Origin of the sequence: Microvirga rosea (assembly GCF_020595095.1) — a bacterium.
Lineage (GTDB): Bacteria > Pseudomonadota > Alphaproteobacteria > Rhizobiales > Beijerinckiaceae > Microvirga > Microvirga rosea.
Genome location: NZ_JAJDOP010000002.1, coordinates 723360 through 745430, shown reverse-complemented (window position 1 = coordinate 745430; position 22071 = coordinate 723360). Strand labels below are relative to the sequence as shown.

18 protein-coding genes are annotated in these 22071 nt (G+C 60.5%); 10 read left to right on the top strand and 8 right to left on the bottom strand.

Features of this window, described 5'->3' with window-relative positions; translation table 11 throughout:
* The first annotated feature begins 179 nt into the window (after positions 1–179).
* From LJD17_RS07910 to LJD17_RS07900, 3 genes are all read left to right on the top strand, one after another.
* Positions 180–761, top strand: a complete 582-nt coding sequence (locus tag LJD17_RS07910; protein ID WP_227383599.1) for an NUDIX hydrolase — start codon at positions 180–182, stop codon at positions 759–761.
* A gap of 144 nt (positions 762–905) precedes the next feature.
* The gene (locus LJD17_RS07905; RefSeq protein WP_227383598.1) at positions 906–2900 is read left to right on the top strand and encodes a methyl-accepting chemotaxis protein; all 1995 of its coding nucleotides are present in this window, start codon (positions 906–908) and stop codon (positions 2898–2900) included.
* 156 nt (positions 2901–3056) lie between these two features.
* Positions 3057–3779: a DUF2076 domain-containing protein gene (locus LJD17_RS07900; protein WP_227383597.1), complete on the top strand. Its 723-nt coding sequence runs from the start codon at positions 3057–3059 to the stop codon at positions 3777–3779.
* Positions 3780–3860: 81 nt separating this feature from the next.
* Here the strand turns inward: LJD17_RS07900 and LJD17_RS07895 are convergent, their stop codons facing one another.
* From LJD17_RS07895 to LJD17_RS07880, 4 genes are all read right to left on the bottom strand, one after another.
* Positions 3861–4472 carry a LysE family translocator gene (locus tag LJD17_RS07895; protein WP_227383596.1) on the bottom strand — a complete coding sequence of 204 codons (612 nt, stop codon included), beginning with the start codon at positions 4470–4472 and terminating at the stop codon, positions 3861–3863.
* Between the two features lie 95 nt (positions 4473–4567).
* Positions 4568–5374, bottom strand: coding sequence for an AraC family transcriptional regulator (locus LJD17_RS07890; protein ID WP_406600771.1), 807 nt, complete (start codon positions 5372–5374; stop codon positions 4568–4570).
* A gap of 81 nt (positions 5375–5455) precedes the next feature.
* Positions 5456–5785 carry a DMT family transporter gene (locus LJD17_RS07885; RefSeq protein ID WP_227383595.1) on the bottom strand — a complete coding sequence of 110 codons (330 nt, stop codon included), beginning with the start codon at positions 5783–5785 and terminating at the stop codon, positions 5456–5458.
* Between the two features lie 524 nt (positions 5786–6309).
* Positions 6310–7092, bottom strand: coding sequence for a L,D-transpeptidase (locus tag LJD17_RS07880; protein WP_227383594.1), 783 nt, complete (start codon positions 7090–7092; stop codon positions 6310–6312).
* Between the two features lie 215 nt (positions 7093–7307).
* Between LJD17_RS07880 and LJD17_RS07875 the strand changes: the two genes are divergently transcribed.
* The 4 genes from LJD17_RS07875 (at position 7308) to LJD17_RS07860 (ending at position 12349) form a co-directional block, all read left to right on the top strand.
* The gene (locus LJD17_RS07875) at positions 7308–8153 is read left to right on the top strand and encodes a DMT family transporter (RefSeq protein ID WP_227383593.1); all 846 of its coding nucleotides are present in this window, start codon (positions 7308–7310) and stop codon (positions 8151–8153) included.
* Positions 8154–8334: 181 nt separating this feature from the next.
* On the top strand, positions 8335–8625 hold the full coding sequence (gene groES, locus LJD17_RS07870) for a co-chaperone GroES (RefSeq protein WP_227383592.1): 291 nt from the start codon (positions 8335–8337) through the stop codon (positions 8623–8625).
* Positions 8626–8675: 50 nt separating this feature from the next.
* Positions 8676–10310, top strand: a complete 1635-nt coding sequence (gene groL / locus LJD17_RS07865) for a chaperonin GroEL (RefSeq protein WP_227383591.1) — start codon at positions 8676–8678, stop codon at positions 10308–10310.
* Positions 10311–10450: 140 nt separating this feature from the next.
* On the top strand, positions 10451–12349 hold the full coding sequence (locus LJD17_RS07860; RefSeq protein WP_227383590.1) for a calcium-binding protein: 1899 nt from the start codon (positions 10451–10453) through the stop codon (positions 12347–12349).
* Positions 12350–12430: 81 nt separating this feature from the next.
* Here LJD17_RS07860 and cls read toward each other — a convergent pair whose 3' ends face one another.
* Both cls and LJD17_RS07850 read right to left on the bottom strand, forming a co-directional pair.
* Positions 12431–13867 carry a cardiolipin synthase gene (gene cls / locus LJD17_RS07855; RefSeq protein ID WP_227383589.1) on the bottom strand — a complete coding sequence of 479 codons (1437 nt, stop codon included), beginning with the start codon at positions 13865–13867 and terminating at the stop codon, positions 12431–12433.
* A 232-nt stretch (positions 13868–14099) separates the two neighbouring features.
* Positions 14100–15515, bottom strand: coding sequence for an alpha,alpha-trehalose-phosphate synthase (UDP-forming) (locus tag LJD17_RS07850; protein ID WP_227383588.1), 1416 nt, complete (start codon positions 15513–15515; stop codon positions 14100–14102).
* A gap of 206 nt (positions 15516–15721) precedes the next feature.
* On the opposite strand from LJD17_RS07850, the gene LJD17_RS07845 reads away from it, so the two are divergent.
* Both LJD17_RS07845 and LJD17_RS07840 read left to right on the top strand, forming a co-directional pair.
* Entirely contained in the window at positions 15722–17422 is a 1701-nt protein-coding gene (locus LJD17_RS07845) for an adenylate/guanylate cyclase domain-containing protein (RefSeq protein WP_227383587.1), read from the top strand.
* A gap of 84 nt (positions 17423–17506) precedes the next feature.
* Positions 17507–18586: a flavodoxin family protein gene (locus tag LJD17_RS07840; RefSeq protein WP_227383586.1), complete on the top strand. Its 1080-nt coding sequence runs from the start codon at positions 17507–17509 to the stop codon at positions 18584–18586.
* A gap of 50 nt (positions 18587–18636) precedes the next feature.
* Here the strand turns inward: LJD17_RS07840 and LJD17_RS07835 are convergent, their stop codons facing one another.
* Positions 18637–19665: an ABC transporter substrate-binding protein gene (locus LJD17_RS07835; RefSeq protein WP_406600770.1), complete on the bottom strand. Its 1029-nt coding sequence runs from the start codon at positions 19663–19665 to the stop codon at positions 18637–18639.
* Positions 19666–19815: 150 nt separating this feature from the next.
* Between LJD17_RS07835 and LJD17_RS07830 the strand changes: the two genes are divergently transcribed.
* Positions 19816–21204 (top strand): hypothetical protein, encoded by a 1389-nt coding sequence (locus LJD17_RS07830; protein WP_227383585.1) that lies wholly within the window; start codon positions 19816–19818, stop codon positions 21202–21204.
* 50 nt (positions 21205–21254) lie between these two features.
* Here LJD17_RS07830 and LJD17_RS07825 read toward each other — a convergent pair whose 3' ends face one another.
* Positions 21255–22043 (bottom strand): MetQ/NlpA family ABC transporter substrate-binding protein, encoded by a 789-nt coding sequence (locus LJD17_RS07825; protein ID WP_227383584.1) that lies wholly within the window; start codon positions 22041–22043, stop codon positions 21255–21257.
* Positions 22044–22071: the final 28 nt, after the last annotated feature.

Sequence of the window (22071 nt, the reverse complement as noted above, 5' to 3'; positions counted from 1 at the left end):
TCGGCGGGACGGCGCTCTTCCGATCTTGACCGGCGCAGCAAGAGGCTTCGCTTCCCTGCGGTGAAAACGAAGCGGATTCTGGCTTTCCAGGAACCGCTTGCCGTCTTCATCGCCAGGCTAGAGGATACGTGCGATTCGAGCCCGTTGAAGAGGGCCGCCGTCAACGGCGGGGAGATCCATTGACTTTCGATCCGGCGATCTTCCGGCAGACGGTGCTGGATCTTCTTGACGCTCATAACACCTATTTCGGCCGCGAGCTTTCCGATCACGCCCTTTTACGCAGCCAGATTGCGATGGGGCAGGACATCCATTCCCGATCCACCTTTCCCGGTCATATCACCACGTCGGCCCTGATCCTGGATGAGACCGGCCAGCGCACGCTTCTCATTCGCCATCGCTCCCTCCAGCGATGGCTGCAACCCGGCGGGCATTACGAAGTGCCCGATGCGCTCGAGGCCTCCGCCCTTCGCGAGGCGCTGGAGGAAACAGGTCTGGCGGGGATTTCCCTCGACCCGTGGCACAGGGAAACAGGAATCCCGATCGATATCGACAGCCACCTCATTCCCGCTCGTCCTCAGCGAGGCGAGCCGGAGCATTGGCACCACGACATTCGCTACCTCATGCGTGCCCGCGGCACCGACAACCTGAGACCGGACCTAGGGGAAGTAGAGCAGGCCGCTTGGCATCCGCTCGGTATCTTGGCCGGTATCGCGCCTCAAGCCTTGGCGCATATGCATGCAGCGGGAGTCGTTTATTCCTGACATCAGCTGACTCGAAGTTGTTTGAACCGGGTCCGGACATCATTACTTCGACGAACGAAGACGTCGCTTGCGTATTACGCTAAGTCATCATTAACGAGTTTGACGACATTGTGCTGGCCGTAGAATAGTGCGGAGGGTCGGGCAATGGCGTTGCTTGCTCGTTTTCGATGGCCGTCGGTACGGGTGCGTGTCGCGGCTCTGAGTGCTGTCATGATCCTCGGCTTCGGCACCGTCGCCGTCGTCTTCCAGGGCGGACGGTCGGGGGTGGAACGGGCTCTCGATTCTCAGCAGACCTACTCAGCTCTCGCGGACAAGGCCTATCAGTTCCGGGTTCGGGCCGACGCCCTCAAGGTGACGGCGCGGGAGTGGACGGCCTCACGGCTTGGCCACCTGAGCCAAGCCTTCAGCGATCAGCATAATGCCCTTGTGGAGCAGCTCGTCGCCATGAACGCTGCGCGGGGGGCCGCGCTCGTCGGTCCCGAAGTGGCGGAGCTCGTTCAGCGTGCTACCGGGCTGAACCAGCAGGCCCGGATTCTGGACAGTCTCTATCTGCAGATCGGCTATCAAGCGGACCAGGGCGCGCGCGGTGACCTTCTGAAAGCTCAGGCGAACCTGGAGAAGCTCGTCCGGCCCCTTGCCAGCAGTGGTGAAACGGAGGGGCAACGCCTCTGGGCGGCGACGCTGGGCATGTTCCTGCAGGAGGCACGGGCACACGAATCCCTGGAGGACACGACGCTTCTCGGCAACTTCGACGTGGAGCAGGGCCGGTTCTCGCGGGCTCTCAACCGCCTTGCCGGAGAGGCCGCGGAAAACAAGCCCGCTCTCGAGGAGGCGGGAGAGACTTATCAGAAGGCCTTTGCGGCGTGGGCCGACCTGGAGCAAAAGGTTTCGGGCGAGAGCCAGCATCTGATGGGGCAGTTCGAACTTCTCGTGCCGACCCTCGAACAGCTTCTTGCAAAGGTCCGGGCGGAATCGGCGAAGGCCGATACGGAGTTGATCGCCTCGCAGCACGAGACCTTTGCCCAAATTCTTTGGGTCATGGGAGGCGCTTTGGCGCTCGGCTTGATCCTGACTGTCCTGGTCGGCCGTTCGATCTCGCTGCCGCTGACCCGCCTGCAACAGGCAATGCAACGTCTCGCGGATGGGGATGCCCGGTCCGAGATCCCGTCGACCAAGGCGTCTGACGAGATTGGGGCGATGGCCAGAACCGTTCTGGTCTTCCGTGACAATGCCCGGGAGCGCGAACGTCTGACCGGGGAGCGTGAAAGGACTGCGTCCTTCGAGGCGGAGCGTGCCAGCGCCATTGCCCAGGCGATCAGTGCTTTTGATGCCTCCGTCGAACAGATCCTGACCGAGGTCCGCCATGCGTCCGCTGAACTCGCGAGGGCGGCCGGCGAGCTTCAGGGTTCGGCTCATCAGGTGACCCAGCAGGCCCAGCTGGCCGGAGATGCGACGACCCGCGCGTCGATGAACGTTTCTGCGGTGGCCAGCGCGGCCGAAGAGCTCGATGCATCGCTCGCGGAAGTTGCCGCGCAGACAAGCGCCTCGACACAAGCGTCCGAGAGGGCTGTCACGGAGACCCGAGGAGCATCCGACAGCATGCAGGCTCTGTCGACGGCAACGTCGCAGATCGACGAAGTGGCCAGCTTGATCCGCTCGATCGCCGCTCAGACGAACCTCCTTGCTCTCAATGCGACCATCGAGGCCGCAAGAGCCGGTGAAGCCGGCAAGGGTTTTGCCGTGGTGGCGCAGGAAGTGAAAACCCTCGCGGCACAGACAACCCGAGCGACGGAGGATATTGGCCGACAGATCGAGGCAGTTCAGGAGGCGTCCCGCAACACCCTCGGCGCGCTCGGCAGCGTTCAGGGCAGTGTGGAGAATCTGGCGTCCGTTGTGTCGGCCGTTGCAACTTCGGTCGGTCAGCAAACGGCCGCAGTCTCTGAAATCGCCCGGTCGGTTTCTCAGGTGTCGAGCGAGGCTCAGGCTGGAGCTACCGCAATTCAGGCGACCGAGACGGTCGCCGTACGCTCCCTCGAGGCGGCCCAGGCGGTGGCGGACCTGTCGGTCGCGCTTGAAAGGCAGGCTGAGCAGCTCGGTGCCGAGATCGGCCAGTTCCTCAACAACGTCAGGGCCGCGTGATCGCGGCTGCTCATGGGAAGAAGCCGCTTCTACGAGGGCGCGGTTGATCCCAATTGCGCAGATCCTTCTTCAAGATGACGAGAGCAGACCTCTAAAAAACCCTGAAGCGGTGCTTACATCTCGTCCGATACGCAAGGCGTATGAAGGAGATTTGTCATGAACGACCAGGAACGCCAGGTCATTGCCGATATTTTCCGCCGCCTGGAGCAGGTGGCCAACCAGCCGCGCGATCCTGAGGCGGAAGCCTTCATTGCCGAGAATATCCGCCGTCAACCCTACGCCCCCTATGCGATGGCGCAGGCGGTCTTCGTTCAAGAGCAGGCGCTTGCAAAACTTCAAGCGGACAACGAAGCCCTGCGCGCAGAGCTCGAGACCGAGCGCCGCCAACCCCAGCAGGGAGGATTTCTGTCTGGAATCTTCGGTGGCGGGAGGGCGCCCGCGCCCGAACCTGAATATCGCGAGCCGCCCCGCCAGGCCTCGCCTTGGGGGCAGCCGCAGCCTTCAGCGCCGCAGCCGTACCCGCCCCAGCAGACCTTCGGCGGCCAGCAGGCCGGCATGATGGGTGCTCCCGGCCCATGGGGTGGCGGCATGCGAAGCGGGGGAGGTTTCCTGTCCGGCGCTCTTACAACCGCGGCGGGTGTTGCGGGCGGCATGATGATCGCCAACGCCTTGTCTCACGCTTTCGGCGGCGCTGGGGAAGCGGCCCAGAACGCTCTCGGCGATCGATCGGCGCTCGCGGGGCTCGACCCTGCGCCGGCCAACGAGAGTGGCAATGCCGGTATTACCGACGCGCTTTATCCGAACCAACAGGACGACAACAGCGCATCCGGCGACTGGGACATGGATGGCGAGGGCGAAGATCAAGGCGACTGGATCTGACGGGTATTCCGAGCAGGCGTGTCGACCGGGCGCGCCGGGATCGGTCCGTCTGTCCCAGCGCTGGCCCAATGGCGCCATCGCTCAGCGTTCGGAAAGAGCCAGTTTCACGCCCAGGCTGACGAGACTCGCAGCAAAAATGCGTCGGATCCACATCATGGTGCCGGGGCGAGAAACGACATGGCGACGCATGGATGCGGCGAAAAGGCCATAGCCGGCAAAGACCACAAAGGTCAGCATCATGAACATGGCGCTCAACAGGAGCATTCGGGTGATGGGAAGCGGCTCGTCGCTGCTGACGAATTGAGGCAAAAAGGCGAGGAAGAAGATCGAGAGCTTGGGATTGAGAATGTTGATCAGGATCGCCCTGATGACGATCTGCCGGTTTGACCGAACTTCGCTCGTCTTCTCCACCCGCAAAGCCCCTTTCTCCCGCCAGGAATCCCAGGCCATGTACAGCAGGTAGGCTACGCCCGCGTATTTCAGGCTCTGAAATGCCAAGGCGCTGGTATGCAGCAGCGCGGCCAGGCCGAAGATCGCCGCCGCCATATGCGGGATGATGCCCAAGGTGCACCCGAAAGCCGCGACGATGCTGGCCCGCGATCCCCGCGAGAGCCCGGCAGCAAGCGTATAGATCGCGCCGGTCCCAGGGGACGCAATCATGATCAATGACTTGACGAGATAGTCGATACCCATTGGTTTGAAGCTCTCAGACGCTCAAAGGATTGATGCGCACGAGCTTCTCGCGACAGGGACCGCCTGTCTTGAAGGAAATTGCAGGCGCTCGGGGCTTAGCGGATCGCTGCCGCGTAGGCCCCTGGGGACAGCCCATAAGCTTTCTTGAAAATCCGCGTCATATGGCTCTGATCCGCAAAGCCGCTCGCAAGGGCGGCATCGATCAGCGGAGTGCCTTCGGCAATGAGACGCCTTGCAAGCTGAATGCGGCGTTGAACGAGGTACGCGTGAGGCGTCAGCCCGGTGGCTTTTGCAAACCCACGCAGCAGCTGAAAGCGGCTGAGGCCGCTTATCTGTGCCAGTTCAGATAATCCGACGGTGCTCGTCGGATCGTCATCCATCAGGCTTACGGCGCGTTCGATGACATGAGGGATGCCCCGGTCTTGAACAGAGCTGCGCACCTCGGTGGTCGATGCAATCAGCAACAGCAATTGCTCTTCACAAAATGAAGCGTCGTGTTCATCCCCTGACGTGATCAGCGAAAACAGGCATTCGAAACGATGAGCGAGTCGGTCATCCGTGATGACGGGATGGGTGAACTCCCCATAGGAACTTCGGCCATCGCTGATGTCTCGATGGCACTCTTCGATCACCGCAGGGGAAATATAGAGCATGCGCCACGATCGGCCGCGATCGCCGATGGGCGCTCCATCGTGAACCTCGCCGGGATTGACCGTTATGGCATCGCCCGCACCCGCTTCCACCGGACCACGCCCGCTGGCGGATTTTTGTGCCCCCTGTGAAATCACGCCAATTCCGAACTGATCATGTATGTGGCGCGAAAAGGCGTGCGAAGTGGATGCCATGACCGCATCCACCCCATCGATATGGGACCGAAGCATCCGGAAGGCACGGGGCATCATTGCTGGCTTCTCGATCGGTCTCAGTGTAGCCGGCCTCCGGCTTTCATGCGAGCCCGTCAGGACCAATGCGCCGAACCTGCGTCAATGGCCTACGGTGCGGGAAAACAGGTTGATGACGAGCACACCTGCCAGGATCAGGCCGATGCCCAGTATGGCCGGGACGTCGAGGGCTTGGCGGTAGAGGAACCATCCGACAAGGGCAATCAGAACGATCCCGATTCCGGACCACAGGGCATAAACGACTCCCACCGGGATTGTCCGCAGGGTGAGGGAGAGACAGAAGAACGCCACGCCATAACCGATCACCACGATCACCAACGGCCATAACCGCGTGAAGCCCTCCGTCGCTTTCAGGGCCGATGTGGCGATGACCTCACTGAGGATGGCGACGAGGAGGTAGGCATAGGTCATGGAGCCTCGGGGTGTTGGGACGACGCGCGTCCCTGATAACCCGGAAAGGACGGGGGCCGGAAGATCCCGCCTTTATGTTCCGTGAGCATGGCTGTGACCGAGGAGGCGGAGGTCATCCGGTTCGAGGAATGTCTGTCGATGCCATACGAAATATTGGCGGAGTAGTATCTTTGCGGGGAGCGCTCTATTCTTGACGCATCCTTCAACTCAAAGACTTCATCGATGCTTGGATACAACAATCCCCTTCATTCATATAGGGAGTTAGGAAATTAGACTGGACTATTGACCAAGGGTAAGCTATATATTTAGGGAGTATTTTGATCACGATGGGAATTACGGATTAGTTGTTCCCGTTTTATTTGTCCTTTGTTCGGCTTACGCCCTCCAAAATATGTAACATTATTCGAAATCGGTATAGTTTTCGAACGGAAATAGAACATTGTTCGTTTCGGCTCGCGACATGCATGAAAAAGGCCGAGCTGTCGCCCGGCCTTTGTCCCTATACCAAGCCGTGAAAGACAGGATCAGATCACGATCACCGGAGCCCCAACGGGCACGCGATTGTAGAGGTCGATCACATCCTGGTTGAGCATGCGGATGCAACCGGACGAAACCGCTTGGCCGATGGTGTGGGGCTCGTTGGTTCCGTGGATGCGGTAGAGGGATGACCCGAGATAAAGGGCCCGCGCGCCAAGGGGATTGTCTGGACCGCCCTCCATGTGTTTCGGCAGATCGGGCCGGCGCCTCAGCATCTCTGTCGGAGGGCGCCAGTCAGGCCATTCCCGCTTCATGCTGACGGTCTTGCGGCCCGCCCACTCGAAGCCCGGGCGACCGACGCCGATGCCGTAGCGAATGGCGCGGCCTCCAGCCTGGACGAGATAAAGGTACCGGGACGGTGTGTCGATGATGATCGTGCCGGGCCTTTCGGGGCCCCGATATGCAACGATCTGGCGCTGGAACTGCGGCTTGATCGCATAATCGAAGCTGCCATCGGTTCCCGTCAGGTCCTCATCGGGAAGAGAGGCGGAGGCCCGGCCGTAGGAGGCGCCGGTCATCGGGTCGACCTGACGATAAACCTCCACCCGCGCCGGACGGGTCACGCGCGGATAGGTTTCACGGTATCCATCCTGGGGGTAGCCTGGCGGAAAGCTGTATCCCGGCACATATCCGGCATTGGTGTCCGGCACGACGAGCGGGTTGCCGTAGACGTCTCGCGGAATCCCGTAGTAGCCGGCAGGCTGGGCCGCAGCGGCAGCAGGCAAAAGAAGCGCGAAGAGCGTGGCGGTGCAAGGAAGCAGGTGGCGCATCGAAGCATCCTGTTGTGTAAGCTTTGGTATTTCCTGACATAACGGAAAGCGCGGCGATTGTTTCCCAAAAAACGCCAGAACAGGAAGACACACCGGTTTTCTTTCCTGTCAAAACGGCCAAAACCGCTAGTGATAATGTGACCCGATTGCGCTATGAGCCGCTACTAGGCCACCAGCAGCGCTCTCTTGGGCGCTTCCACAATCGTCGAGATATTATGCAGTTCGGTCCCGCCTTGCGGGCAGCCGCGGGAATCGCGGTCCTGTCCGTCATGGATGCGGTCATCAAGGCGATGGCCGTACATTATCCTATATTCCAGGTCGCTTTCCTGCGCTTTGCCTGCGGGACTCTGGTCGCGACGGGCGTCGTGGCCGCCCTGCGTCCGGGCTGGCCCTCTCGCGAAACGGTCGTCGCCAACCTGCTACGCTCGATCGCGGCAGTCATCACGGCCGTCAGCTTCTTCTATGCCCTCGGTCAGCTGCCCCTGGCCGAAACCCTCGTTCTGTCCTTCCTCTCACCCATGTTCATCGCGCTGTTCGGCCTTCTCCTGCTGCGCGAGAAGGTCGATAGCCGGATCATCCTGGCGATCGCGGTCGGCTTTGGAGGGACGCTGATCGTCGTTCTCGGCCAGTCGGAGGGGACCCAGGCGTCCCGGTCCTGGTCCGGCGTCTCGGCTGCGCTCCTGTCGGCGGTCACCTACGCGTTCAGCCTTGTTCTCCTGCGCCAGCGGGCCCAGCGGGACAAGTTCATGCACATCGTCTACTTTCAGAACATGGGCCCCGGAGTTCTGGTGCTGCCTTTCGCGCTTCTTGTCTGGCACCCTCTGGAGTGGTCTCACCTGGCCTGGTTCATGCTCATGGGGGTGCTCGGCGTCATTGGCCACATCCTCATGGCGACCGCCTATGCCAAGGCGGAAGCGGCCCGGCTGGCCCCCCTGGAGTATACGGCGCTCATCTGGGCGGCCCTCATCGGCTACGGTGTCTTCAGTGAAATCCCGACCTGGGCGACCATGGGCGGCGGTGCTCTGATCGTTCTGGCGGCCCTCCTGACTTCCCGCCGCTGAGGCGCTATGGCGGGCGGGAGAGGGCAGGGGCGTTCACGATATCTCTTTTGAGAGTCTTGACTCCCCGGATCGGCCTGCTTATCTCGCGGCCAGCGTTAGCACTCGACGTCTGACAGTGCTAACAGCGCCAGACCAGGACGTGGCCATTGGGGGCTACGCTAACAGTCAAAGAGGAAGTTCCATGAAGTTCCGTCCGTTGCACGACCGCGTCGTCGTCCGCCGCCTTGAGAGCGAAGAGAAGACGAAGGGCGGCATCATCATCCCGGACACCGCCAAGGAAAAGCCGCAAGAGGGCGAAGTCGTCGCCGTCGGCCCGGGCGCCCGTGACGAGAATGGCAAGGTCGTCGCTCTCGACGTGAAGGCCGGCGATCGCGTGCTGTTCGGCAAGTGGTCCGGCACGGAAGTGCGTATCGACGGTCAGGATCTCCTGATCATGAAGGAATCCGACATCATGGGCGTCGTCGCGCAGTAAGCGGCCGTCCTTCTCTCCATTCGTTTTCCATTTAACTGGAGGCAAAGCCCATGGCTGCCAAAGACGTAAAGTTTTCCTCCGACGCCCGCGAAAAGATGCTGCGCGGTGTCGACATTCTCGCCGACGCGGTGAAGGTGACCCTCGGCCCGAAGGGCCGTAACGTGGTGATCGAGAAGTCGTTCGGCGCCCCGCGCATCACCAAGGACGGCGTTACCGTCGCCAAGGAAATCGAGCTTGCTGACAAGTTCGAGAACATGGGCGCCCAGATGGTCCGCGAGGTCGCCTCGAAGACCAACGACATCGCCGGTGACGGCACGACGACGGCGACGGTTCTGGCCCAGGCGATCGTTCGCGAGGGCGCCAAGGCCGTGGCCGCCGGCATGAACCCCATGGACCTCAAGCGCGGCATCGACCTCGCGGCTGCCGAAGCTGTGAAGGACATCCAGGCTCGCGCCAAGAAGGTGAAGTCCTCCGACGAGGTCGCCCAGGTCGGCACGATTTCCGCGAACGGGGATGCCTCCATTGGCGAGATGATCGCCCATGCCATGCAGAAGGTCGGCAACGAGGGTGTCATCACCGTCGAGGAAGCCAAGACCGCCGAAACCGAGCTCGACGTGGTCGAGGGCATGCAGTTCGACCGCGGCTATCTCTCGCCCTACTTCATCACCAACGCTGAGAAGATGGTGGCTGAGCTCGAGGATCCCTACATCCTCATCCACGAGAAGAAGCTCTCGTCGCTCCAGACCATGCTGCCGATCCTCGAGGCTGTTGTTCAGACCGGCAAGCCGCTGCTGATCATCGCCGAGGACGTGGAAGGCGAGGCTCTCGCCACCCTCGTGGTCAACAAGCTGCGCGGTGGCCTGAAGATCGCCGCCGTCAAGGCTCCCGGCTTCGGCGACCGCCGCAAGGCCATGCTCGAGGACATCGCCATCCTCACCGCCGGCCAGACCATCTCCGAAGATCTCGGCATCAAGCTCGAGAACGTGACCCTCAACATGCTCGGCCGCGCCAAGCGCGTTCGCATCGAGAAGGAAAACACCACGATCATCGACGGCGCCGGCTCGAAGAACGACATCGAAGCCCGTGTCGGCCAGATCAAGGCGCAGATCGAGGAGACCACCTCGGACTACGACCGTGAGAAGCTCCAGGAGCGCCTGGCGAAGCTGGCGGGCGGCGTGGCGGTGATCCGCGTCGGCGGCGCCACCGAAGTCGAGGTCAAGGAGAAGAAGGATCGCGTGGACGACGCTCTGAACGCCACCCGCGCGGCGGTCGAGGAAGGTATCGTTCCCGGCGGCGGCACGGCTCTGCTCCGTGCGAAGGTTGCCGTTTCGAAGCTCGTCAGCGACAACGCTGACGTGAAGGCGGGTATCAACATCGTCCTGCGCGCTCTCGAGGCTCCGATCCGTCAGATCGTCGAGAACGCCGGTGTGGAAGGTTCGATCGTTGTCGGCAAGATCAACGAGAACAAGTCCGACACCTTCGGCTTCAACGCCCAGACGGAAGAGTATGTCGACATGCTCAAGGCCGGTATCGTCGATCCGGCGAAGGTCGTGCGCACGGCTCTCCAGGACGCGGCCTCGGTCGCCGGCCTGCTCGTGACGACCGAAGCCATGGTCGCCGAGCTGCCCCGCAAGGAATCCGCTCCGGCAATGCCGGGCGGCGGCATGGGCGGCATGGACTTCTAAGTCCAGCCGAACAGCGCTGACTTTACGGAAGCCCCGGAGGAAACTCCGGGGCTTTTTTGTTTGCGAAACGAGACAGGGGATTTTATTGTCAAGTCTATTGTTATGATATAACTTTAAATAGAAATTTGGTGGAGCTGCCCGTGACCGTCTATGTCGTCGATCCGTCTAACCCCCTCCCGCCAACCACGGCGGATTATGAGCATGCGCTCCAGATTGCCGACAGGGACGTGGTTCTTCTGGCAGAGGGTGCCGAAATCCGGGCCTCAGGCTATTCGGCAGATGGCATCAATGCCTCTGGATGGGTCAATCTGTTCATCGACGGCCGAGTTCACAGTGCTCAAGGCATTGGGATTTCGATGAGCGGGATGCTCTCAGTTGGGCAGTCCGGGAGTGTATCCGGAGTGGAGGGGCTGTTCCTTGGGGACAGCTTCGATGAACTCAGTGCGACTGTGAACAATGCGGGGACGATCTCGGGAGAGGACGCCGGCATTTTCATCACGACGGCCCAGACTGTGATCAACAATTCGGGTAAGATCACGGGAGATCACGGCATTTGGACCTATCTGACCGACCTCGGCACAGCGTCCCTGACGATCACTAACACCGGCGTGATCGAAGCTACAGGCGGTGAAGCAATCTTCGGCAGCGCTCACGGAAGAAATACTGTCATCAATTCAGGACTCATCAAGGGGTCCGTGCTCCTCGGCTACGGCAACGACGTTTATGATGGACGAGGTGGCAGCCTGACGGGAGATATCTATCTTTACAGTGGTGATGATGTCGCTTTAGGCGGCGCAGCCTCTGAAACCTTCCATATCGGGAGCGGCACCCATGTCATCGATGGCGGCGAGGGGATCGATACAATTCAGTTTCGTCGTCAGGTCTTCGTGGATCTGAGGGCCACCGACGAGCAGAAGACGTCTGATAGTGCGTGGGATACGATTCGCAACGTCGAGAACCTGACCGGAAGTCCCTTGCAGGATCGCCTGTATGGAAGCGATGACGCGAACTCTCTGAACGGCGCTGGGGGGAACGATCTTCTCGAGGGTAATAACGGTGATGACCTGCTCACCGGAGCCGCAGGGAACGACTCCCTTTCCGGAGGCTTCGGTGTCGATGTCTCTGCGTACAGCGGGAACTTCGCCGATTACACCATTCGTAAGCAGGCTGATGGCAGCTACACGATCATGGATAACCGCACCGGCCTGAACGACGGCTCTGACCTGCTGATCGGCATTGAATACGCGCAGTTCGCTGACCGTACAGTTGCGCTGACTTCGACGACCAACTCTGCACCGACCTCCGTCAGCCTGGATACGACGAGTATCGACGCGCGAGCCAAGCCCGGCGCCCTCGTCGGCCATCTCAGTGGGGTCGATCCGGATGGAGACACGCTCGGGTATTTCCTCGCTACTAATCCCGGCCATCATTTTCGCATCCAGGGTGATCAACTCGTCGTCGATAAGGCTTTCGAGGCAGGGGATAAATCCTTTGACCTTGTCGTGCGTGCAAGCGACCCCAAGGGAGCCTCTCTCGACGTTCACTTGATTGTTACGGTCACTGGCACTGCCATTGCGGTCAGCCAAGGCGACAGGTCTGTTGCCGCGGACCAAACCGCATCCCAAGTTCTGAAAGGCGGCAAGAAATCCGATACCTTGATCGGTGGAGCGGGCGACGATCAGCTCAACGGAGGTCTCGGCAGGGACAAGCTGAAGGGCGGAGCAGGCGATGACGTGTTCGCCTTCACGACGAAGCTCAGCAAGAGCAATATTGACCGCATCCTCGATTTCAAAACTGCTGACGACACAATTCAGCTCTCGGGAAAGATCTTCGGCAATATCGGCAAGGGCCTTCTGGGCAAGGACGAGTTCCGGCTCGGCACCAAGGCGCTCGCTGCAGATGACCGGATCCTTTACGATCGTAAGAGCGGCAGTCTCTTCTACGACAAGGACGGCTCCGATATGGCCTATGGGGCGGTGAAATTTGCGCAGGTAAAGGCAGGCATTCACCTTTCGGCCAGTGATTTCCTGATCCAGTGACAAGGATCAGGATTCAGGAAAGTTCTTTCCATAGATCTTGAACCCAAGAAAACAGGTTCACGCGTTTCCTTGGGTTCCGGCTCATAGCAGAGGACTGACCAATCTGGCGATGTTCTCGATGGTTTTGGACGCGAGGGAGCGGGCTTTCCATGTATCGAGGGAAAGCTCTTCGCTGGATGCAAAATAGCGCTCCTGCTCGGTGCGAAGCTCCGCGTTCACCTCCCGGTCGAAGAGGATCAGGCTGACCTCGGAATTCAGGGTGAACGAGCGCATGTCCACATTGCTGGAGCCGATGAGCGAGACACGGCGGTCGACGCTCATGTGCTTGGCATGCAGAAGCTTGTCCCGATACAGATGAATACGGATCCCGGCCCCGAGCAGTTCCGCGTAGTAGGAGCGCTGGGCGAGGCTGACGAGCAGCTGATCCGCGGGTTTCGACAAGACCAGATGAACCTCGACGCCCCGCAGGACCGCTGTTCCGAGAGCGTGCAGCAGGCCTTCATTCGGGATGAAGTATGGGGTTGTGATCACGACGCGCCGACGGGCGCCGTGAACCATCGCCTCGATCAGGCGCCCCACGCTGGCCTCCGGATAATCCGGCCCGCTTGGAAGAACCTGCGCCACCACGTGGCCTGTATGCGCGGGTGTCGGAAACAGGTCCGGCGTGTGGAGAATCTCTTGTGTCTCAAGAAACCAGTCCGCCACGAACACGCCCTGCAGTTCGAGAATGACAGGACCGGTCGCGCGGACTACGAGCTCCTGGTTTGTAATGCCCGGCCGGAAGTCGGCGTCGACGATGTTCTGGGAGCCGACATAGCCGATCATGCCGTCGATGACGGCGATCTTGCGATGATTGCGAAGATCCGCGCGCGCGGACTTGCGGCGCAGCAGGGTGACCGGAAGGACGAGCCGCACCGCCACACCACGTTGCCTCAGCGCATCGACCACGCGAGGAGCCCATGCCCGGGAGCCGAGCGCATCGATCAGGACGCGGCATGTCACCCCTCTTTCGACTGCATGCGCCAGGGCGTCGATCACGCTCCATCCGGTGCGGTCGTCCGCGAAAATGTAAAAAAGCAGGTGAACGTGCCCGGTGGCTCTGTCGATATCCGCGATCAATCGGTTGATCGACTCGTCGTAGGAGCACAGCAATTCCACGCTGTTTCCATCCACACTGGGGAAGCGGCCCAGATTTTGAATCAGCGTCGCGGCCTGCTTCAAATTCTCCGGAAGCTCCGGCTCCTGGCGTTCGGTCAAAGCTCGGACACGGTCTGCGACGCCCTTGAAGACGACAGGAAGCCGTGCAAAGCGCTCCCGGCGCCAGCGGGGGTAATTGGGGCGCCCGATGATGTGGTAGAGCACCAAAGCCGGCCAGGGAAGGAAGAACACGAAGAGGAGCCATCCTTTCGCGGCTTCCGGAGAGCGCCGGAACGGAACGACGATGAGCATCGCGAGGCGGATGAGCCACTCCGAGGCGAAATAGACCGATCCCCAGGACAGGTTGGCGAGAAGGCTCATAGGGATCGCCGCCCTTCCACCATGAAAATCATGCCGCTGCTCCCTTGCCGGTGCACATGATGGGTCCGCCGAGAAGATGGCATGCCACCGTGCGCATCTTGAGCAGGTGGCCTCAACCTGTCCAGATGAGCCGGTTCAGGCCCTGCATTCATGAGATATACCCGCCGATCATCTCGCGCAGGCACTTGAGCGATGCCTGCGCGCCGCGTGATCAACAGGCGATCAACCGGATTTATCCGCCGATCCGCACGCGGTTTCGGGCTTTGCTTGTTCCCGTATAGCCGCTGAGATCCTTGAGGAATGCATCCGCCCACCAGGAGACGTCATAGTCCTGGATCGTTTTCATCATGCGCTGCCAGCGTGCCTTGCGCTCATCCAGATCCATGTGGAGCGCTTCGCGGATTGCCTCAGCGACCTCGAACTTGTCATTGGGATTCACGATCAGAGCATCGGTGAGCTGATGGGCCGCTCCGGCGAACTTGGAGAGCACGAGCACACCCGGGTCATTCGGATCCTGGGCGGCCACATATTCCTTCGCAACCAGGTTCATGCCGTCCCGCATGGGCGTCACCAACCCGACACGCGCAATCTTGTAGAGGCTCGCGAGCACCGAACGAGGATAGGCCGAAGTCACATAGTGAATGGGGACCCAGCCGGGTTCGCCCAATGTCCCGTTGATACGTCCCAGGGTTTCGCTCGCCGTGCGGCTTAAGGAGGCATATTCAGGAACTTCGCTACGGCTTGTCGGCGCAATCTGCAGAAACGTGACGCGTCCACGCTGGTCAGGATTGCTGACGAGAAACCGCTCGAAGGATTCCATCCGCTCTGGGATGCCTTTCGAGTAGTCGAGCCTATCGACGCCGATGATGAGGCTGCGCGATCCGAGGCTCGCCAGGGTCTGCGTCACCACCCGGTGCGCCGGCGCCCTGCGGGCGACCTGCTGGAAACCCTTGACGTCGATCCCGATCGGAAAACCCTTCACGCGCGTTCGATGACCGTTGAGAACAAGGACATCGCTGCCCTGCGGTGTCGCGCCCACCTCCTGCATGATGGCACGGCGCAGGTTGTCCGCATCGAGATCCGTCTGGACGCCCACGAGATCGTAGTCCGCGATCGAACGCAGCAGCTCACGGCTCCCCGGAAGGGTCCCGAAGACCTCGGGTGCGGGCCAAGGGATGTGGTGGAAATAGCCGAGCCGGTTCGTGACGCCCAAGGCCCGCAGTTCCGCCGCCAGGGGGATCAGGTGGTAATCATGAACCCAGATCAGATCGTCCGGCCGGATCATCCGGACCAGCGCATTGGCAAAGCTTCGATTGACGCGCAGGTAGCCGGCATAATCCGCGCGGGAGAACTCCGACAGACCGAGACGGTAATGCATATTGGGCCAAAGGGCCCGGTTCGCGAAACCGTTGTAATATTCCTGCCGGTCGATGGAGGTGAGGTCCATGAGGGCATAGTGGACATTGCCCTTGTCCACCATCTTCGGCTCGGGCGACGGATGACTGGAAACCCGGCCGCTCCAGCCGAACCAGAGACCTTGATAAGCCTGAAATGCTTCCCGCAGGGCGACAGCAAGACCTCCGGCCGAGCCTTTACCGGTCGGATCGGGAATGGCGACGCGATTGGAAACAACGACAAGGCGAGGCAAAAATACTCTCCATTGCTTCATGGGCGGCAGGACGCCCGATGGGAACAACCACGACCTTAGATAGTGCACCTTTGGGGGATGGCAGCCTTAGGACGTGTGATTCCCTGTTCATACTTGGCAAGGGAAGGGGCGGGCGGCCATCAAGAGCCTGTGATGGAAGCCCGGGCGGACTGGAATATTGTATAGCTTTGAGGGATCAGTGTTCGATGGATTCGACACGCCAACCCCCTGCCGCTTCAAACGCCCTACCGCGCAGAGCAGGTCTGCGTGAGGTTCGGCTTACGACCGGCCTCGTTCTTCTTGCGTTTCTCGTGACGCATTTCACGAACCACGCCCTCGGGCTCCTGTCCATTGCGGCGATGGAGCAGGGGCGCCACGTGTTCAATCTCCTGTGGCGCAACCCGGTCGGCACGGTTCTGCTCTATGGATCTCTGCTGGTGCATTTCAGTCTGGCGCTCTTGGCGCTTTACCGGCACGAGACCTTGCGCATGCCTTTGAAGGAGGCCGCGCAGCTGGCCCTGGGGCTGTCCTTGCCGTTTCTGCTGATCCCGCATGTGGTCGGCACGCGCATCGAACTCTCGGTGACCGGCCTGGAGGTCGGCTATCCGGATGTGCTGCGGGGGCTCTGGGTTGTGGCTCCCGCCAATGGCGCGAGGCAAACCGTGGCGCTTCTGGTTGCCTGGCTGCACGGCTGCCTCGGCGTGTCTTTCTGGCTGCGGTCCAAGGATTGGTTCCCGCGGTATTCACTGCTCCTTTTTTCGGGAGCCCTTTTGGTCCCCGTCTTGGCGCTGCTCGGCTTCGCGGAAGGCGGAATGGATATCAGCGCCGATCCGACGCGATTCCCGGAGACGTCTCCGACGGCCGAGGATGCCGCGTTGCTCCTTGATATCCGGCAAGGCCTCTACCTCGCCTTCTCGGGATCTGTCGGCGCGGCTCTTCTGGCACGGGCATTCCGCACCTATCGCAACCGTGCCAGACAGGTGCTGGTCACCTATCCGGGGATCGATGCCATCTCCGTTCCCCAGGGCTTCACCGTCCTCGAGGCAAGCCGCGTCGGCGGTATCCCGCATCAATCCGCCTGTGGCGGGCGGGGGCGGTGTTCCACCTGTCGGATCCGTGTCGTCCGCGGCTTGGAAGCGCAGCCGGAACCGACGGCGCAGGAGGCCGCGACCCTTCGAAGGATCAAGGCGGCTCCTGATGTCCGCCTTGCCTGCCAGCTCAGACCGACCCACGATCTGTCCGTTATCCCGGTTCTTTCCTCGGCCCATGCCGGACGATCCAGACGTTCCGATCTCGGCCACACGGGAAGGGGACAGGAGCGTGAAATCGCAGTCCTGTTCTGCGATTTACGGGGATTTACCCGCCTGACGGAGAACCGCCTTCCCTTCGATACGGTGTTTCTCCTCAACCGTTATTTCGAGACCGTCGGACATGCGATCGAAACCGCCGGTGGCCACCTCGACAAATTCATCGGCGATGGTGCCTTGGCCCTGTTCGGGCTTGCCGATACGCCCGAAAGTGCGACCAAGCAGGCCTTCGCAGCGGCCTTGAATATTTTCGAGGGGGTGGATCAGCTCAACCGCCTTTATGCAAGCGAGTTGGAGAGGCCCCTCCGGGTCGTGGTGAGCCTTCATGCCGGCTCGGCCATCATCGGCGAGATGGGTTACGGCCAAGCCATGGGTTTGACGGCGGTCGGGGATACGATCAATGCCGCCAGCCGCCTTGAGGGCTTGGCGAAGGAGCTCAATGCCGCTCTGGTGATTTCGGCGGAGCTCGCCAATCTCGCCGGATTGTCCCTGGACGGGCATGAGCGCCAGACCGCCAACGTGCGGGGCAGGGCCGCTCCTGTCGATGCCTGGATCATTCGTGATGTCGCAGCGCTCACATCCGACTTGGCGCATTCTTGAACGGCGCCCAATTCAGGTAAGATATCCTGGGAACAAACGGAAAGTGGCCTCCATTCCACTGCCGGATTCATCGAGGAGCGCGTCTTGCCTACACCAGAACCGCGCCGGGGAACGCCAGACCCCACATTGAGCGAAGACGAGTTCCGCAGACGTTTCCTCAATCAGTTTCAGGACCCGGCCTTCGATCCGCTGTCAGACGAACTCGATCGCATCGTCGCGGCAGCATGGGACGCCTACTCCCATTCCCGCAAGAGCCCGCGGACCCGAAAAGCGGGCGCGGGCTTCGCAGATCCGGATTACGATCTCGCTGTCGACTGGATTGCGGCGCAGGAGGCAATTCATGCTGCGCAGCGGCGGCATGAGGATCGGGGCGGCCCGACGCGCCTTCTTCTGATTTGCGCCTCTTCTCGCAGCGAACATACGTGTCCGAGCGAAATGTCCAAGAGCTATCGTCTCGTCACCTTGGCGCGCGAGGTCTTCGAGGCGGTGCCTCATGTTACCGTAGAGGTTCTGGAGCTGAGCCGTTTGGCGTCGGAATACGGACGGCACATTCACCCGTGCAAGGCCTGCTTTTCCACTGCTGCAGCGCTCTGCCATTGGCCTTGCTCCTGCTATCCCAACTACTCCCTGGGGCAAACCCAGGATTGGATGAACGAGATTTACCCAAAATGGGTGGAGGCGCACGGCATCATGATCGTCACGCCCGTCAACTGGTACCAGGCAACGTCCCCGTTAAAGCTGATGATGGACCGTCTTGTCTGCGCGGATGGGGGGAATCCCGATCCGACGCGAACGCACGGAAAGGACGCCAAAAAGGCGAAGGATATCGAACTGGCCGGGTGGGACTATCCAAAGCACCTTGCCGGCCGCATGTTCTCCGTCGTGACGCATGGCGATGCGGCCGGTGTCGAGACCCTGCGCCGCAGCCTGGCGGATTGGCTTGTCGACATGGATCTCATCCCTGCGGGGCCGGCGGCGGAACTCGATCGCTATATCGGCTATTGGCAGCCCTATGCGACGAGCCACGAGGAGCTGGACCGCGACCTCGCGGTGCAAGAGGAAATGCGCAATACCGCTCGTGCGCTGCTGGAGGCGGTAACCGCAAAGAGATCGGGAACGCTGCTCACGGCGGGGCAGGATCTCAGGCCGCCGCGGCAAAAATAAAGGCATGGGACTGCGCGTGGTCCCATGCCTCGTGACTTGTCCAGAAACGTCTATTTCGGCGCGGATTTGACTTCCGCGTCCCACTTCTTGAGAAGACGGGTACGCTCGGAAACCGATCCGTATTTTGCCGTGTCGTAGCTGATCAATTTCATCTCCGACAGCTTCGGCGCATCGGGGGAGATCGGAGCTTCCTTGTTCGACGGGATCGAATAGATCTTCAGGTCCGCACCGACGAGTTTCTGTGCTTCGGCGGACAAGGCCCAGTCGACGAATTTCTGAGCCGTTTCCGCATTCTTGCCGCCCTTGACGATGGAAACGGAGCCCGTCTCGTAGCCGGTTCCTTCACAAGGAGCGATGGTCTTTACCGGAGCCCCGTCTGCGATCATCGTCACCATGTCGTGCATGAAGGCAATTCCGATGGCGGTTTCGCCCAGAGCGACGGCCTTCACCGGAGCGGCGCCGGATTTGGTGTACTGGTTGATGTTCTTGTGCAGAGCCTTCATGTACTCGAACGCTTTGTCCTCGCCCATGAGCTGCACGAGCGTTGCGAGGAACACATAGGCGGTGCCGGAGGAATTGGGGTCTGAGACCTGGACCTCGTCGTGATATTTCGGATCGAGAAGATCGGCCCAGCATTTCGGCTCCGGCAGATTGCGACTGGCGAGAACCTTGGTGTTGTATCCGATGCCCAATGCGCCGAGATAAGTCCCGGTTGAGCGGTAGCCCGCCTGCTCCGCAAAGCGCGCCGCCCAATCGTAAAGCTGGGGCAGCATGGGAGATTTGTACTGCGCCGTCAGTCCTTCCTCCGCGGCCTGGATGTGCGAGTCACCGGGGCCGCCCCACCACACGTCAGCCCGTGGATTCGAGGCTTCCGCCCGGATCTGAGCCAGCGTTTCACCGGTGCTCTTGCGGACCATCGTGACCTTGGCGCCACTTGCCTTCTCGAAGGCCGCAACACCGACGCGGCACTGTTCTTCCAGAATGGAGCAGTAGACCGTCAGCGGGGCCTGCGCTTGTGCGGCCAGGGGAGCCGCACAAAGGCCAGTCATGGCGGTCAAAACGAAAATCGGTAGGCGCACGGTGTTTCCTCCTCGTGCCGAATATGAGCCGGCTTATATTGTCACCAAGATCAAGAGAGTACGGTCGGATTGTCAAGCTGCTTCCATCTGTGAACGAATGGAGGTGGGCGGCGTTATCAGCGGAGAATTTGTCTTTTACTGTACGGAAGGATGAGTCTTTTTCTGTGCGGAAGGGTGAGTCTTCTAGAGAACCTGACGTTGAGCTTGCTAAAGCAAACATCATATCGTTTCACGCGCCGCGCGGTATTGAAAACGCTGCCTCTGCCTTTTGTCATGATGATGCATCGTGCAGTAGCAAATGAGCGAAATCTCTATGAACGCTACATCTCTGCCTGGACGACGCTTGCGTCTGGGCAAAGTGTGCCGCGCAAAGAGATAGAAGAGCTGCTCGATAGTTCGGACAACGTTCCGGATCCGGTCGACCTTGGAAGTTTTTCCGCCGCCAAGCCACATCTTGATGTGCTCTTTGATGCATTGAGGAAGCATATCGCCCAGATACTCGATCCGTCTGCGAAGGGACTTCCCGCACTTGAAGACCGAGGGCAGGTATTTGCTTGGACCTGGTCCTACGTAGGACGCGCGGCGATTATTCTTTGGAAAGCAACAGGCCAAGAGCGTTTTCGTACATTGTTCGTCGATGCGGCTCGTCAAATCATGGCATTGAGAGATGATCGGACAGGCCGCAAGGATGAGGTGCAGGATCGCGTTGTCCGTTCTTGGGGCTCGCCCTGGCCCGTGCATGGGGTCACGAGGCGCATCACGGATGTCACGGTGACCGGTCTTGTCTCATTGCCGATCGCCAGCTTCGCCAATGAACTGTATTCGACCGATCCCCTTGCTGACGAGTTCGGTTCATACTGCCATGATCTGACGGCGGGACTCTGGGAATTCGACCGGTATTTCTTGACGCTGCCTGATGGCAGAAACGGGTATTACCGCTCATGGCTCGATCCGAAGTCATTCGAAGCGCAGAACCATGTGCATGCCCTCGCAGCGGCCGGCGTGGAGATTTACCGCGTTACAAACGATCGAGGCATCCACGATCGGCTCAGTCTGCTCTGGGGCGGCTTCAAACGAGTGACAAACATCGACGATATGGGCGCGGCGACTTGGGCTTACTTCCCCGATCCGTCCTTGACCCAAGAGATAGTTCCGGAAGCGTTTTGGAAGGCAGCCGTTACATTGGAGTTTCCTCTCGCCTGTCAGCATGCGAATATTCTCGTATCGGATAAGGACATGAGAGCTTTTGGGCGTATTTACACCAAGAACGTTCTTCTCTCCGATGAAACCTACAACATCCTCATAGGCCTTCGCGATCCGGCTTCGACTTATCGATGGGACGGGCCGCTTGCATCGCCTGATGTCCAATCGCTGATGCCTTTCATCTTTCGGGGATTGTGGTTCTCGGATCACGAGCCATCCCTGACGAAACGGTTGACGGACCTCCTTAAACGCCACCCTCTCAAGTTTTCAAACGGTCTTCTCACGTCGCCTTTCGGTCTCATGACAAGGGCGTTTCTCTGGGCGGGAGCCGCATAAAAAAGCCGGGCGCAAGGCCCGGCTCAGTCTTGGGAGGAAAGAGAATCGAATTACCAGCTCGTCAGGACGGCGCCCTTGAATGTCTCTTCGACGAACTTCTTCACTTCCGGCGTATGGTACGACTCGACCAGGGCCTTGACCCAAGGCTTGTCCTTGTCCTCGGCGCGCACGGCGATGATGTTTACATAGGGACCCTTGGGGTTTTCGCGGGTCAAGGCGTCCTTCACCGGATCGAGGCCAGCCTGCGTGGCATAATTGGTGTTGATCACCGCGGCATCCACGTCATCGAGCACGCGGGGAGCCTGCGCGGCGTCGATTTCGACGAATTTCAGCTTCTTCGCATTGTCCGTGATATCAAGGATGGTCGGTTTGAAGCCGACGCCGTCCTTGAGTTTCAGCAAGCCCTTGTCTTGCAGGAGCAGGAGCGCGCGTCCGCCATTGGTGGGGTCATTGGGGATGGCGACAGTGGCGCCGCTCGGCAGGGCATCGAAAGCCTTGTGCTTCTTGGAGTAGATTCCGATCGGAAAGTTCACCGTCTGCGCCACGGTCTCGATCTTATAGCCACGGTCGGCCTTCTGGTTATCGAGATAGGGCTGATGCTGGAACGAGTTCGCTTCCAGCTCGCCGGACGCGAGGGCGGCGTTGGGCACGACATAATCGGAGAACTCGACGATCTTTAGGTCCAAGCCCTTCTTGGCGGCTATCGGCTTCACCGCTTCAAGGATCTGCGCATGCGGTCCCGGCGTCGCGCCGATGCGGATCGTCTGCGTCTGCTGCGCAACGGCCGGCAGAGTGGCGAGGGAAAGGAGGGCTGCGAGACCCAGGCGCTTGAGAGACATGTCGATCTTCCTTGTACGACAGTAAGAA

Bases quoted from the DNA above. Each gene is read 5' to 3' on its own strand.
- LJD17_RS07905 (WP_227383598.1), top strand. From the start codon at position 906: ATGGCGTTGCTTGCTCGTTTTCGATGGCCGTCGGTACGGGTGCGTGTC.
- LJD17_RS07900 (WP_227383597.1), top strand. From the start codon at position 3,057: ATGAACGACCAGGAACGCCAGGTCATTGCCGATATTTTCCGCCGCCTG.
- LJD17_RS07895 (WP_227383596.1), bottom strand. From the start codon at position 4,472: ATGGGTATCGACTATCTCGTCAAGTCATTGATCATGATTGCGTCCCCT.
- LJD17_RS07890 (WP_406600771.1), bottom strand. From the start codon at position 5,374: ATGATGCCCCGTGCCTTCCGGATGCTTCGGTCCCATATCGATGGGGTG.
- LJD17_RS07885 (WP_227383595.1), bottom strand. From the start codon at position 5,785: ATGACCTATGCCTACCTCCTCGTCGCCATCCTCAGTGAGGTCATCGCC.
- LJD17_RS07880 (WP_227383594.1), bottom strand. From the start codon at position 7,092: ATGCGCCACCTGCTTCCTTGCACCGCCACGCTCTTCGCGCTTCTTTTG.
- LJD17_RS07875 (WP_227383593.1), top strand. From the start codon at position 7,308: ATGCAGTTCGGTCCCGCCTTGCGGGCAGCCGCGGGAATCGCGGTCCTG.
- groES (WP_227383592.1), top strand. From the start codon at position 8,335: ATGAAGTTCCGTCCGTTGCACGACCGCGTCGTCGTCCGCCGCCTTGAG.
- groL (WP_227383591.1), top strand. From the start codon at position 8,676: ATGGCTGCCAAAGACGTAAAGTTTTCCTCCGACGCCCGCGAAAAGATG.
- cls (WP_227383589.1), bottom strand. From the start codon at position 13,867: ATGAGCCTTCTCGCCAACCTGTCCTGGGGATCGGTCTATTTCGCCTCG.
- LJD17_RS07845 (WP_227383587.1), top strand. From the start codon at position 15,722: ATGGATTCGACACGCCAACCCCCTGCCGCTTCAAACGCCCTACCGCGC.
- LJD17_RS07830 (WP_227383585.1), top strand. From the start codon at position 19,816: ATGAGTCTTTTTCTGTGCGGAAGGGTGAGTCTTCTAGAGAACCTGACG.
- LJD17_RS07825 (WP_227383584.1), bottom strand. From the start codon at position 22,043: ATGTCTCTCAAGCGCCTGGGTCTCGCAGCCCTCCTTTCCCTCGCCACT.